The organism is Actinomadura sp. RB99 (assembly GCF_014706005.1).
Classification (GTDB): domain Bacteria; phylum Actinomycetota; class Actinomycetes; order Streptosporangiales; family Streptosporangiaceae; genus Spirillospora.
This window is the reverse complement of the sequence record NZ_JABMCA010000001.1, coordinates 304,132-316,551: the sequence shown is the minus strand read 5'-3', so window position 1 is coordinate 316,551 and position 12,420 is coordinate 304,132. Positions and strand designations below refer to the sequence as shown.

The window sequence follows — 12,420 nt, the reverse complement described above, 5'->3', positions numbered from 1 at the left end:
CCCTCATCCTCACACGGTCAGCAGGATCTTGCCGACGTGGCCGCTCTCCTCCATCAGCCGGTGCGCCGCGGCGGCCTCGACGATCGGCACGCGCCGGTCGACCACCGGGCGGACCTCCCCCGACTCCAGCAGCGGCCACACGTGCTCGCGGACGGCCGCCACGATCTCCGCCTTCTCCTCCAACGGACGGGACCGCAGCGCCGTTGCGTGGACGAGCGCCCTTTTCCGCAGCAGCGCGTTGATGTCCAGCTCCGCCCGCGTGCCGCCCTGCAGCCCGATGATCATCAGCCGTCCGCCGGTCGCGAGGGCCTCGACGTTGCGCGCCAGGTACTTCGCGCCGATCACGTCCAGGATCACGTCGTACGGGCCGCTCTCGACGAAGTCGTCCTCGCGGTAGTTGACGACGACGTCGGCGCCCAGCTCGCGGCAGCGGTCCGCCTTCTCCGCGTTGCCCACGGTGCAGGCCACCTTCGCGCCGCGCGCCTTCGCCAGCTGGATCGCGAACGTCCCGATGCCGCTGCCGCCGCCGTGCACCAGGAACGTCTCTCCGGCGCTCAACCCGGCGAGCATGAACACGTTCGACCACACCGTGCACGCCACTTCCGGCAGCCCGGCCGCGTCCACGAGGTCCACACCGGACGGTACCGGGAGCACCTGCGACGCGGGCACCGCGACCAGCTCGGCGTAGCCGCCGCCGGACAGCAGCGCGCACACCTCGTCGCCCGGCGCGAGGCCCGTCACGCCGTCGCCCAGCGCGGCGACCCGTCCCGACACCTCCAGCCCCGGATACGGCGAGGCGCCCTCGGGCGGGTTGTAGAAGCCCATCCGCTGCATGACGTCCGCGCGGTTCACCGCGCTCGCCGCCACCTCCACCAGCACCTCGCCGGGCCCCGGCTCCGGATCGGGCACCCGCGTCCATTCCAGGACGTCGGCGTCCCCCGGCTCGCGAATCACGATCGCATGCATAACGGTCACGCTACCGGGCGACGGGTCGGCGCAGTTCCGCGCGTCCGGACCCCGCCTCCGGCGCCCCTCCGCGCGGGCGTCCCGGGCAAAGTGGATCTACCGGCGTGATGCGTGGTATTGACGCGCGGGTATCCTGCCTGGGGGCCGTTTTGCCCTCCTGCTCCGTAATGATCATCTGAGGTGTGCCCGAGGGGAGAAATCGGTGGCGAGGAACGAGCACGACGGGCGTTCCCTTGAGGAGCGGCTGGCCTCACTCGACGCGATGAGCGGCGAGTCGACGGGGCCGTCCGACGCCGCCCCGCCTGCCGCCACCGAGGGCGAGCAACCGGCGGCGCAGGCGCCTCCCGCGCCCCCTGAGCAGCAGAAACCGCAGCCCGAGCAGCCGGCGCCCGCGGCGCCGCCGGAGGGTGCCGCCGGCGAGCCGGGGCAGCAGCCCGCGCAGGACCCGAACGCCAACCCGTGGCTGGCCGCGCCGCCGCTCCAGCCGCCGGAGAACTTCGGCCCGGAGACCTACGGCCCGGAGAACTACGGCCCCGAGAACTTCGGCCCCGACAACTTCGGCCCCGAGGGGTTCGGCCCGCCGCCGCCCACCGCGCCGCCCGTGCAGAACCTGCCGCCCTACGACGGCGGCCCCATGCCGCAGCCCTTCGAGGGCGGCATGCTGCCCCCGCCGTACGGCGGCTACCAGCCGTTCGAGCCCCGGCAGCCCTGGGAGACCGGGCCGCCGCAGCCGTACGACGCGGGCAACGGCCAGAGCGCGCCGCCGCTCGACCAGCTGCCGCCCTACATGCCCGACCAGCCGTTCCCGCCCCCGCCGGACCCGAACGCGGGCGGCGCCCAGCCGTTCCCCGTCGACCCGAACGGCGTCCAGCCGTTCCCGCAGGACCCGAACGGCGGTCAGCCGTTCCCGCAGGACCCGAACGCACAGCCGTTCCCCCAAGACCCGAACGGCGGTCAGCCGTTCCCGCAAGACCCCAACGCGCAGCCCTTCCCGCAAGACCCGAATGCCGGGCAGCCGTTCCCCCAGGAACCGAACGCGCAGCCGTTCGCGCAGGATCCGAGCGCTCAGCCGTTCGCGCAGGATCCGAGCGCGCAGCCGTTCCCGGCGGACCCGAACGCCGGCGGCCAGCCGTTCGCGCAGGACCCGAACGCGAACGCGCAGCCGTACGCGGTCGACCCGAACACCGGCCACCCTTACCCGCAGAACCCGGGTGGCCAGCCGTACCCGGTCGACCCGAACACCGGGCAGCCCTACCCGGTCGACCCCAACACGGGCCAGCCGTACATGGTCGACCCGAACACCGGCCAGGCCTACCCGATCGACCCGAGCACCGGACGGCCGTACGCGCAGATGCCGCCGGGCGGCGACCCGGCCCAGCCGCACCAGGGCTACGGCTACCCGCAGCCGGGCCGGCCGGGGCAGCCGCCGTACCCGGGCCAGCCGCAGCCCGGGCAGCCCGGCGCGTACCAGCAGGTCCCGCCGGGCCACCAGTACCCGGGGCAGCCGCAGCAGGCCGACCCGACGAGCGCCGACAGCCTCAGCTCCGAGAACCTCCTCGGCGAGCGCCGCATCGCGCCGTCCTCCGGCTGGCGGCGCGCCGTCTACAAGGCCACCGGCGGCAGCGTCCACCCCGGCGAGTCGCAGAGCGAGATGCGCCGCAAGGACCTCATCGCCCGCGCCCGCACCCCCGTGACGGGCGGCCACCACCGCGTCGCGGTGATGTCGCTGAAGGGCGGCGTCGGCAAGACCACCACCACGACCGGTCTCGGCTCGATGCTCGGCTCGATGCGCGGCGACACCGTCATCGCCGTGGACGCCAACCCCGACCGCGGCACGCTGTCGGACAAGGTCCGGCTGGAGACCGCCGCGACCGTCCGCGACCTGCTCAACAGCCGCGACAAGATCCAGCGGTACGCCGACGTCCGCGCGTTCACCTCGCAGAACGCCGCGCGCCTGGAGGTGCTCGCGTCCGACCGCGACCCCGCGGTCAGCGAGGCGTTCAGCGCGGAGGACTACGAGGCCGTCGCCGCCGTCCTGGAGCAGTACTACTCCATCTGCATCACCGACTGCGGGACGGGCCTGCTGCACTCCGCGATGTCCGGGGTGCTGCGCCTCGCCGACCAGCTCGTCCTGGTCAGCTCCCCGTCGGTGGACGGTGCCCGGTCCGCGAGCGCGACCCTCGACTGGCTGGAGGCGCACGACCACGGCCACCTCGTCCGCAACGGCGTAGTGGTGCTGTCGATGGTCCGCAACCGCACCCGCAGCCAGGTCGACCTGGACAAGCTGCAGGCCCACTTCGAGAGCCGCTGCCGCGCCGTCGTCCGCATCCCCTACGACGACCACCTGGAGGAGGGCGCCGAAGTGGACCTGGAGCAGCTCGCCCCGGCGACGCGCGAGGCGTACCTCACCCTCGCCGCGATCGTCGGCGACGGCTTCGCCTTCCCGCGCCCCGAACCCTCCGCCTGATCCGGCGGTCCCCGCCCGCTCCGCCTGACCCGGCCCGCGTGCCGCCGCCGCTAGAGTCGCCTCCCGTGGAGAGCGACGACCAGGGCGTCTACGTGGGCAAGGCCGCGGCGGACGCGGCGGGGGACCGCGGCTGGCTGCTGGGCCACTTCAAGCCGCCCGGCGACCTGCGGCACAGCGAGGACGTCGAGATCAAATGGGGCGTCCACCCCAAGGGCGAGCGGCGCGCGCGCTGGACGGACGGCGAGAAGCGCACGGCGCTGCTCGTCCTGATCAGCGGCCGGTTCCGGCTGGAGTTCCCCGGACGCGACGTCGTGCTCGCCGAGCCCGGCGACTACGTGGTGTGGGGACGCGGCGTCGACCACTCCTGGGAGGCCGAGGAGGAGTCCGTCGTCATGACCGTCCGGTGGCCGTCGATCCCGGGATATGCGGTCGAGGCGGCCGGGTGAGCCCGCTATCGTTGGCCGTGGCCACCCGGGCGTGGCCGAGGAGAGTTCGCATAGTGGACTAGTGCAGGCGCCTTGAAAGCGCCCAGGGCTGGGGACAGTCCTCGTGGGTTCGAATCCCACACTCTCCGCTCGGAATCGGGCGACGCGGGCCCGTGAAACCGCCCGAATCGGGCGGAAGGCATCCGTTACTCTCTTCGGCATGTCGCAGACACCGAATGATCCGGCAGGCACCACTCACCAGTTTCAGAACTTCGCCAATCGCGCGCCGGCGGAGAAGTCCGGCCCGAACATGCCCCTCATCGTCGGCCTCGCCGTCGTGGCGGTCGTGGTCGTGGTCGGCGTGATCGCGCTCATGATGGTCTGATCCCCGGGCGGCCGCCCGCGCGGACGCGACGGCGCGTCCATCCCCGTGCGCGGGCCCCGGTCAGCGGCCGTTGCTGCTGAAGTGCTGGTAGTCGCGGGCGCCGCTCCATTCGCCGCCCCAGCCCCAGCCGATCGACGCGAACGCCTTCACCACCCGGTCGCCGGCGTGGATCACCCCGGGATCGCGGTTCTTCCGGTTCGCGTACTTCGCACAGTTCTTGTGGGCGACGTGCCCGTCCGCGTAGACGTACGGGTTCTGGCACGTGTTGAGGTCGACCGCGAGGCCGAAGGCGTGCTGGGAGAACGAGCTGGACCCGGTGGCGTTGCGGCAGTTGAACGCGGAGGTGTTGCCGGCCTCGATGGAGGCGAAGTCGCTTCCCTTGTACTTGTCGACCGGCTCCATGCGCTCGATCGGGTAGCGCATGTTGTAGAGCTTGCGGAACACCGTGACGAGGTCGTCGGCCGCCTTGGCGTTGACGACGAGCTGCCCGTTGTCATGCGGCTTGTGGTCCATGCCCCAGTACGTCATCTGGATCATCCGGAGCCCGGACGGCGCGACCGGGCAGCCCCGGTGCCAGGAGTACTTCAGGTCCGCGGCGGTGACCTTCTTGATCTGCGCCTCGAACTTCTGGTTCGTCGGTTTCGCGGACGGCGCCGCCGTGCCGGTCCCGGTCCCGGTCGCGGTCGGCGGCGTGGCGGGAGTCGCCGTCCCGGACTTGCCCCCGTTGTCGGATCCGTTGCCGCATCCGGTCGCGGCGGCCGACACGGCGATGAACACGGCGGCGAACGCCGCACTGCGAAGTGGCCCTCTAGCTGGCATCTTTGCAGGATCGCACGTCGCGTGGCCTTCGCGTTGGACCTCGGATTCGCTACGGTGCGTTTGACGGCGCGTCCGCCGGAAAGGGGCCGGGGCGAACGGGCCGCGAACGTCGTCCACCTCGCCGGGCATGTCGCCCGGCATCCGCCGGCCCTCAGGGAGCCGGAATGGCGGATCCGCAGGAGAGGGACGTCCCGAGCCTCGAGGACGAGATCTTCGCCGTCGCGCAGAGCGTGCAGGAGGAGCCCGCCGCGGACGCGGAGCGGCCGCGGCTGCGGCTGCGGTCGGAGCGCGCGCTGGACTTCGCCGAGCGCACGCGGTCGCTGAGCGGCCGGGAGGTCGGCGCGATCGCCGCGGGGTTCGGCCTGTTCGTGTTCGTCGACTTCGTGATGATGTACGCGCCGCTGATGACGAGCCGGCGGCCGAGCCTGCTGCCGCAGTTCGTCACGCTGCTGGTGCTGGCGTTCGGGCTGGGCGGGCTGCTGATGTGGAAGGTCGGCGGCCGGTGGCGGTCGTTCGGCGCGGGGATGATGCTGGCGTGGGTGTTCCTCACCCTGGTGTCGGTGGGGTTCCTCACCGGGGTGACGGTCACGCTCTAGACCCGAACGCTCCGAACGCTCTGGACGCGCCTTCCGCGCCGCACGCCGGTGCGCCGATCGCGGGTCACGTGGCGCCGAGCCGCTTGAGGACGGCGCTGAAGGCGCGCCCGATGGCCTCCAGGTCCTCGGGTTCGATCACGTCGATGAGGTACTCGCGGACGACCTCGACGTGGTCGCGGGCGGCGCGTTCCAACGTGGCGAAGCCCTCTTCGGTCAGCTGCGCGTAGACGCCGCGCTTGTCGGTGCCGCAGTTGTCCCGCTTGACCAGGCCCTTCGATTCCAGCCGGGAGCAGGTGTGGGACAGCCGGCTGCGGGACTGGCTGGCGTTCTCGGCGAGCTCCGCCATGCGCAGCCGGTGGCCGGACGCCTCGGACAGCCGGACGAGGATCTCGTACTCCGACACCGAGAGCCCGTGCTTGGTCTTCAGGTCCCGGTCCATGATCTCGGTGAGCCGGACGCTGCCGTCCACGTAGGCCCGCCAATCGCGTTGCTGGGAGGCATCGAGCCAGCGTGGTTCGCTCATGGGATCAGTATAGTGGGGGAATAGTTGAAGCATCAACTAGATTGTAGGGGGCAACGCCCGCCACGGACGGGCACCCGACGGAGGAGGACCCCATGCCAGCCGTGATGGCCGACCCGCTGACCCTGCCCCGGCTGCCGCTGCTGCCGGACGCCGACACCGACTGGCGCCGCGTCGCGAAGACCGTGACCGCGAAGCGCCACCTGGAGGGCGAGGGCTTCGAGGTCCGCCGCCCGTTCCCGGGCATCGACCTGTCCCTCGCCGACCCGTTCCTCCTCCTCGACCACATGGGCGCCGTCGAGTACGCGCCCGGTGAGGCGAAGGGCACCCCGTGGCACCCGCACCGCGGCTTCGAGACCGTCACCTACATCATCGACGGTGCGTTCCAGCACCAGGACACCACGGGCGGCGGCGGCCTCATCTCCGACGGCGCCACCCAGTGGATGACGGCCGCGTCCGGCATCCAGCACATCGAGCAGCCGCCGCCCGAGCTCGTCACCAAGGGCGGCCTGTTCCACGGCGTCCAGCTCTGGGTGAACCTGCCGCGCGCGCAGAAGTGGGTGGAGCCCCGCTACCAGGACATCGAGGCCCGCGACGTCACGCTGCTCGCGGCCGACGACGGCTCCTCGCTCGTCCGGGTGATCGCCGGTTCCGTCGCCGGGCACGACGGCCCCGGCGTCACCTACACGCCGATCAACTACCTGCACGCCACCGTCGCGCCGGGCGCCCGGCTCACCCTGCCGTGGCCGCGCGACTTCAACGCGATGGTCTACGTCCTGTCCGGACGCGGCACGGTCGGCGTCGAGGAGGTCGGCCTGGACGAGGGGCAGCTCGCGGTCTTCGCGGGTTCGCACCACCACGGCTCGCAGGACGGCCTGGTCGTCCGCGCCGCCGACAGTCAGCCCGTCGCGAGCGCGAACGGCTGGGAGATCCTGATCCTCGGCGGCCTCCCGATCCGGGAGCCGGTCGCCCGCTACGGACCGTTCGTCATGAACACCCGCGACGAGATCGTGCAGGCGTTCGAGGACTTCCAGGCGGGCCGCATGGGCACGGTCCCCGTCCCGCACCTCTCTGCGGCCGACGAGAACCTGGCCTGATTTTCACGGCGACGGCGGCCGAACGCCGCCGTCGCCCCGACCTTCGCGGCGCCACGGCCGCCGGCCTGAGACAGACCGGCGGCCGTGGCGCCGCTGCGTTACGACCTGCGGCTGAAGAGGGCGACCGCGTCTTCGACGAGCGCGCCGGTCTGCTCGGCCGGTGCCCGGCCGGACGTGACGAGGGTGGCGATGCCCTGAAGGGTGGCGACCAGGAGCAACCGGAGCCGCTCGGGGTCGCCGGGAGGAAGCGCCCCCGCCTGCTGCCCCCGGACGATCAGATCGCCCACCGCGGTGAACAGGCGCAGCGCGCCCTCCGGCGGCGCGGCCGCTTCGTCGGCGTTCTTGTTGGCGAACATCAGGTCGAGGAGCGGGCCGTCGTCGATCGCGAACCGGACGTAGGCGGTCGCCGCCGCGTGCAGCTGCGCCTCGACGTCCGGACCGGCGCCCTCGATCGCCGCGCGCATCCGGTCGCCGAGGCGCGCGAACCCGGTGTCGGCGAGGGCGTCCAGCAGCGCCCGGCGGTCGGCGAAGTGGCGCCGCGGCGCCGCATGGCTGACACCCGCCTGCCGTGCGAGCTCGCGGAGCGAGAGCCGGTCGAGCCCCTGCTCGCGGAGCGTGCGCTCCGCCGCGTCCAGCAGGACGGCGCGCAGGTTGCCGTGGTGGTAGGGGCGATCGGCCATGGCCCGCAGCGTATCCCTATGTAGTCATTGACAACAATGTACCCGCTGTCTACATTGCGGCTCATGGCCACTTTCGACATGCCTGACATGACCGGCAGCACGGTGATCGTGACGGGGGCGAGCGGCGGCATCGGACGGTCGGTGTCCCGCGCGCTCGCCGAGGCGGGCGCCCGCGTCGTGCTCGCGGTGCGCGACGCGGGGAAGGGAAAGGCGGCGGCGGACGGAATGCCCGGCACCACCGAGGTCCGCGAGCTGGACCTCGGCCGCCTGGACTCGGTGCGCGCCTTCGCCGCCGGCTGGGACGGCCCCATCGACCTGCTGATCAACAACGCCGGGATCTCGGCGCCCGCGCTCGCCCGCACCGCCGACGGGTTCGAGTCGACGTTCGGCGTCAACCACCTCGGCCACTTCGCCCTGACCAACCTGCTCCTCCCGCACGTCACCGGACGGATCGTGACCGTCGCCTCCCAGGCCGAGCGGCTCTCCCGGCTCGACCTCGACGACGTCGGCTGGGAACGCCGCCGCTTCCGGCCCTCACGCGCCTACAACGACTCCAAGCTGGCGAACCTGCTGTTCACCGCGGAGCTGCAACGCCGGCTGACCGCCGCCGGGTCCGGTGTGCTGGCCAACGCGGCCCATCCCGGCCTGGTGGCCACCGACATCTACGACAACGGCGGGGACGGCCTGTCCGCGCGCTTCTGGAAGCTCGCCTACCAGCGGCTGGCACAGGACGCCGACCACGGCGCCCTGCCCGTGCTGTTCGCGGCCGTCGCCGACATCCCCGGTGACAGCTTCGCCGGGCCGAGCCGCCTCTTCCACATGCGCGGCACCCCCGAACTCATCAACCGCTCCACCACCGCACGGGACCCGCACCTGGCGCGCCGCCTCTGGACCCTGTCCGAGCAGCTCACCAACACCCCCAGCCCCCTCTGACCCGCCGACCCCCCTGTTCAGCCGAACAGCCTGCGGAACCACCCGTCCGGGCGCGACCGCCGCCGCGACGCCCCGTCTCCGCAGCTACGTCGACAAGGAGCCACATCGGCACCCTGTCCCGGCACGCCACCCCGCACATAGGGCGACGGACGCCACCCTGCACCGATCTCGTCCAGTAGGTGCGCCAGTGCCACCGGAGTCGCCGCCTCGACCAGCCGCTCACGTCCCCACTGGTCACGTGCGAAGGCCCACCACCGGCCGGTGAACTCGCCCCACCACGCCGACACACCCGGAAACCGCCGCGCCAGCTCCGCCGCCACCCGCTCGGGATCGAGTTCGACGGCCGCCCACGGCGCCGTCACCGCCCGGCTCCGGCCAGGTAGCCGCGGATGACGACGGCCGCGTCGGTGATGCGGTCGGCGCGCGCGATCGGCTCGCCCCACGACGTCCAGAACCACGCGTTCCCGAAGTCCTCGGGCCGCGCGCGGCAGGTGACGAGGTCGGACGCCCGCCCCACCTCGGCACAGCAGCCCGGAACGTCCGGGTTGACGACCCGCAATCCGCGCGACGTCAGCTCCACCGTGAGCCGGTGCGCCGACAGATGCGCCGCAAGCGCCGCCAGCGGGTCGCCGGAGATCGTACGATTCGCCACAGCCAGGACCTCGTTTCCTGGTCAGGCCCGGCCGGCGCAGCAATCGCCGCCCCAGGGCCGCCTGGTGTCGTCGGCAGGGCATGCGCCCGGCCGTAAAAGGGGGCGGCGCGCCCGATGACCTACCGCGACGCGCCGCCCCGGCTCTATGGGCCGCCGCTGCTTCCCCGCTCGCGCCGGCCCGGCTGATCACGCATCGTCGCCCCACGTGAACTCGGCCCACATGGTCTGTCCCCGCTCGTCGGCGTCGTGGCCGACCTTGTCGGCGAAGGTGTCGACAAGGAGCAGGCCGCGCCCGTAGTCGCCGCTGCATTCAGTGAACGCAGGGCGGGACCATGCCCCATTGCCGGAATCGGAGACGGCGACGCGAGCCCAGCCCGGGCGGACGGTCACCGCGACGGTGACCACGCCGCCCGGGGCGCCGCTCGGCGTATGCCGTAGCGAGTTGGCGGCCAACTCGGCGATGACGCTCTCGGCTTCATCCGCACGCGGGGTGTCAACCAGCAACCCCCGGACGAAGGCGCGTATCGCCGGGATCATGCAGGGGAGACCGGGGTAGTCCTGGGTCCACTCCATGGGTTGCCTCCGCCGTGCGATCTTGTACGCTGGGCCGTCAAAGCTGTGCGCACAGCTTGCTTGCAGTGCGCACAGCTTGTCAAGCTGTTCCTGGACATCACCCGCCCCCGGCCACCCGGAGCCACCGTGACGCAGCCCGCATACCAGCGCATAGCGGATGACCTGCGGCGTCAGATCGTGGACGGGGTGCTGGCGCCGGGTGACAAGATCCCGTCGCGGCCGCAGCTCCGCGAGCGGTACGGCGTCTCGGACGCGGTCGCGCTGCAGGCCGTCCGGTTGCTCACCTCCGAGGGGCATCTGGAGGCGCGCTCCGGGTCCGGCACGTACGTGCGCCGCCGGCCGGAGCTGAAGCGGCTCGCGCGCTACTGGTACAAGGAAGGCCGGACGACCAGCCCGTTCCGCGAGGAGATGGCCCGGCAGGGCCGGACCGGCGACTGGCGCGTCTCGTCCTCGACCGAGCAGGCGACCGAGGCGGTCGCGGAGCGGCTCGGTATCACGGCGGGTGACGACGTCATGTGCAGCCGCTACACCTACCTCGCCGACGGGCGGCCCGTCATGGTGTCGGTCTCCTGGGAGCCGCTCGCGATCACGCGGGGCACGCAGGTCACGTTCCCTGAGGAAGGTCCGTACGCGGGCGTCGGGGTCGTCGCGCGGATGCGGGCGATCGGGCAGCGGATCGAGACCGCGGAGGAGATCGTCACCGCCCGGCCGATCCTCGCGGCCGAGGCGGAAGAGCTCGGCGAGCCGGTCGGCGCCACTGTCATGGTGATCCGCCGGACGTACCGCACCGCCGACCGCCCGGTGGAGACCGCGGACATCGTCATCCCCACGGATCGCTACGAGCTGGGGTACCTCGTTCCGGTTGGATAGGTGGCTTGCCGCAACCGGTGGTGGGGGTCGGTCGTTGGTGGGGTGTGGCGCTCCTTGTGTTCTTGACGATTCCCGGGCTGGTCATCGCGCTGGTCGGGTTCGCCGTGCTCGACCGTGCGGGGCTGTGGGCGCACCGCAGGTTCCGGATGCCGTGGAGGAGGGACGAGGCGGGGCGGCCGGTGTCGGCGGTCGCCGTGGGTGAGCTGGACGCCTTCTTCCAGGGCACTCACCGCCACGCGCAGGAACAGCGCCGCACCTCGCTGATGCTGCGGGACGAGGAGCACGACGGGGCGCCTCCGCGCGGCCGCGTCGACCTCGACGCCGGGACCGCCGTCGTGCGGCGTCCACCCGCGTCCGCCTGACCGTTGATCGGCGGCCCGAGGGTTCGCAGTCGGGCGTGGACGGTCGGTGCGCCGGGTGTTCAGCGGGGATTCGGGGCCGATGCGGTGGCGGCTCGGTCCAGGCGGTCGCGTACTTCGGCTAGCACCGGGACCAGTTCCGGCGGCTCCAGGACCTCGAAGTCGAAGCCCTTCACCGCCACGTGCACCGCCAGCTCGTGCAGCGAGTTCGAGCCGGCGGTGAACAGGCAGGTGCTCGGGTCCACCGCCTCCAGCCGTCCGGCGCCGGGGGACGTGCGCGGCGCCACCTCCTCCAGCGGGGCGTGGAAGAGGACGCGGGCCTGGTAGGTGTACGGCGCAGAGGTGATGGCGTGCGAGACGTAGGCGGCCGTGCCGTCCGCGGGCGGCGTGCGCGGCGTGGAACGCGCGCCCGGCGGTCCGAGCGGCTCCTCGATCCGGTCGACCCGGAAGGTGCGCCAGTCGTCCTTGGCCACGTCCCATGCCACCAGGTACCAGCGGCGCGGGGTGTGCACCAGGCGGTGCGGCTCGACCTCGCGGGCGGTGACGCCGTCGCGGCCCCGGTAGCGCAGCCGGACCCGGCGGCGGTCGCGGCACGCGGCGGCGAGCGCGGCCAGCAGGTCGGCGCCGACCTCCGGATCGGCCTGTCCGGGCAGCGCCACGGTCGCGGCGCGGAACGCCTCCATCCGGTGCCGCAGCCGGGAGGGCAGGAGCTGCTGGAGCTTGGCCAGCGCCCGCACCGCCCCCTCCTCCAGGCCGGCGACGCCGCCCGTCGCGGCCATGCGCAGGCTGATCGCCACCGCCACGGCCTCCTCGTCGTCCAGCAGCAGCGGCGGCAGCGCGGCCCCCACGCCGAGCCGGTACCCGCCGGCCGCACCCGGGGTGGCGTCCACCGGGTAGCCCAGCTCGCGCAGCCGTTCGACGTCGCGCCGCACGGTGCGCAGGCCGACCCCCAGCCGGTCGGCGAGTTCGGCGCCGGTCCAGTCCCTGCGCGCCTGCAGAAGCGACAGCAGGCGCAGCAGCCGCGCCGAGGTCTCCACCATGGGCGCCATTCTCGGCGCGATCGGTGCCGGAACCTGAC

15 protein-coding genes and 1 tRNA gene are annotated in these 12,420 nt (G+C 72.8%); 9 read left to right on the top strand and 7 right to left on the bottom strand.

What is annotated here, in order from left to right; translation table 11 throughout:
• Positions 1-9 precede the first annotated feature (9 nt).
• On the bottom strand, positions 10-966 hold the full coding sequence (locus tag amrb99_RS01640; protein ID WP_190851161.1) for an NAD(P)H-quinone oxidoreductase: 957 nt from the start codon (positions 964-966) through the stop codon (positions 10-12).
• Between the two features lie 202 nt (positions 967-1,168).
• On the opposite strand from amrb99_RS01640, the gene amrb99_RS52195 reads away from it, so the two are divergent.
• The 4 genes from amrb99_RS52195 (at position 1,169) to amrb99_RS01620 (ending at position 4,243) form a co-directional block, all read left to right on the top strand.
• Positions 1,169-3,433, top strand: coding sequence for an AAA family ATPase (locus amrb99_RS52195; RefSeq protein WP_347256487.1), 2,265 nt, complete (start codon positions 1,169-1,171; stop codon positions 3,431-3,433).
• Between the two features lie 65 nt (positions 3,434-3,498).
• Positions 3,499-3,879: a signal peptidase I gene (locus tag amrb99_RS01630; RefSeq protein WP_190851159.1), complete on the top strand. Its 381-nt coding sequence runs from the start codon at positions 3,499-3,501 to the stop codon at positions 3,877-3,879.
• A 39-nt stretch (positions 3,880-3,918) separates the two neighbouring features.
• Positions 3,919-4,007: transfer RNA gene (locus amrb99_RS01625), tRNA-Ser, on the top strand.
• Positions 4,008-4,078: 71 nt separating this feature from the next.
• Complete coding sequence (locus amrb99_RS01620) at positions 4,079-4,243, top strand: hypothetical protein (RefSeq protein ID WP_190851157.1); 165 nt, start codon at positions 4,079-4,081, stop codon at positions 4,241-4,243.
• A 60-nt stretch (positions 4,244-4,303) separates the two neighbouring features.
• Here amrb99_RS01620 and amrb99_RS01615 read toward each other — a convergent pair whose 3' ends face one another.
• Positions 4,304-5,062, bottom strand: coding sequence for a M15 family metallopeptidase (locus tag amrb99_RS01615; protein WP_190851155.1), 759 nt, complete (start codon positions 5,060-5,062; stop codon positions 4,304-4,306).
• A 164-nt stretch (positions 5,063-5,226) separates the two neighbouring features.
• Here amrb99_RS01615 and amrb99_RS01610 point away from each other — a divergent pair, with 164 nt between their 5' ends.
• Positions 5,227-5,658 carry a hypothetical protein gene (locus amrb99_RS01610; protein WP_190851153.1) on the top strand — a complete coding sequence of 144 codons (432 nt, stop codon included), beginning with the start codon at positions 5,227-5,229 and terminating at the stop codon, positions 5,656-5,658.
• 64 nt (positions 5,659-5,722) lie between these two features.
• Here the strand turns inward: amrb99_RS01610 and amrb99_RS01605 are convergent, their stop codons facing one another.
• Positions 5,723-6,181 carry a MarR family transcriptional regulator gene (locus tag amrb99_RS01605; protein ID WP_190851151.1) on the bottom strand — a complete coding sequence of 153 codons (459 nt, stop codon included), beginning with the start codon at positions 6,179-6,181 and terminating at the stop codon, positions 5,723-5,725.
• 92 nt (positions 6,182-6,273) lie between these two features.
• Here amrb99_RS01605 and amrb99_RS01600 point away from each other — a divergent pair, with 92 nt between their 5' ends.
• Positions 6,274-7,275, top strand: coding sequence for a pirin family protein (locus amrb99_RS01600; RefSeq protein ID WP_190851149.1), 1,002 nt, complete (start codon positions 6,274-6,276; stop codon positions 7,273-7,275).
• A gap of 98 nt (positions 7,276-7,373) precedes the next feature.
• Here amrb99_RS01600 and amrb99_RS01595 read toward each other — a convergent pair whose 3' ends face one another.
• Complete coding sequence (locus tag amrb99_RS01595) at positions 7,374-7,955, bottom strand: TetR/AcrR family transcriptional regulator (protein ID WP_190851147.1); 582 nt, start codon at positions 7,953-7,955, stop codon at positions 7,374-7,376.
• A 63-nt stretch (positions 7,956-8,018) separates the two neighbouring features.
• On the opposite strand from amrb99_RS01595, the gene amrb99_RS01590 reads away from it, so the two are divergent.
• Positions 8,019-8,888 (top strand): oxidoreductase, encoded by an 870-nt coding sequence (locus amrb99_RS01590; protein ID WP_190851144.1) that lies wholly within the window; start codon positions 8,019-8,021, stop codon positions 8,886-8,888.
• 358 nt (positions 8,889-9,246) lie between these two features.
• Here amrb99_RS01590 and amrb99_RS01585 read toward each other — a convergent pair whose 3' ends face one another.
• Positions 9,247-9,540, bottom strand: a complete 294-nt coding sequence (locus tag amrb99_RS01585; RefSeq protein ID WP_190851142.1) for a hypothetical protein — start codon at positions 9,538-9,540, stop codon at positions 9,247-9,249.
• Positions 9,541-9,726: 186 nt separating this feature from the next.
• The gene (locus amrb99_RS01580; protein WP_190851140.1) at positions 9,727-10,113 is read right to left on the bottom strand and encodes an ATP-binding protein; all 387 of its coding nucleotides are present in this window, start codon (positions 10,111-10,113) and stop codon (positions 9,727-9,729) included.
• Between the two features lie 126 nt (positions 10,114-10,239).
• Between amrb99_RS01580 and amrb99_RS01575 the strand changes: the two genes are divergently transcribed.
• Both amrb99_RS01575 and amrb99_RS01570 read left to right on the top strand, forming a co-directional pair.
• Entirely contained in the window at positions 10,240-10,983 is a 744-nt protein-coding gene (locus amrb99_RS01575; protein ID WP_190851137.1) for a UTRA domain-containing protein, read from the top strand.
• 62 nt (positions 10,984-11,045) lie between these two features.
• Positions 11,046-11,345, top strand: coding sequence for a DUF6191 domain-containing protein (locus amrb99_RS01570; protein ID WP_190851135.1), 300 nt, complete (start codon positions 11,046-11,048; stop codon positions 11,343-11,345).
• 59 nt (positions 11,346-11,404) lie between these two features.
• Here the strand turns inward: amrb99_RS01570 and amrb99_RS01565 are convergent, their stop codons facing one another.
• Positions 11,405-12,382, bottom strand: coding sequence for a WYL domain-containing protein (locus amrb99_RS01565; protein ID WP_190851133.1), 978 nt, complete (start codon positions 12,380-12,382; stop codon positions 11,405-11,407).
• Positions 12,383-12,420 lie beyond the last annotated feature (38 nt).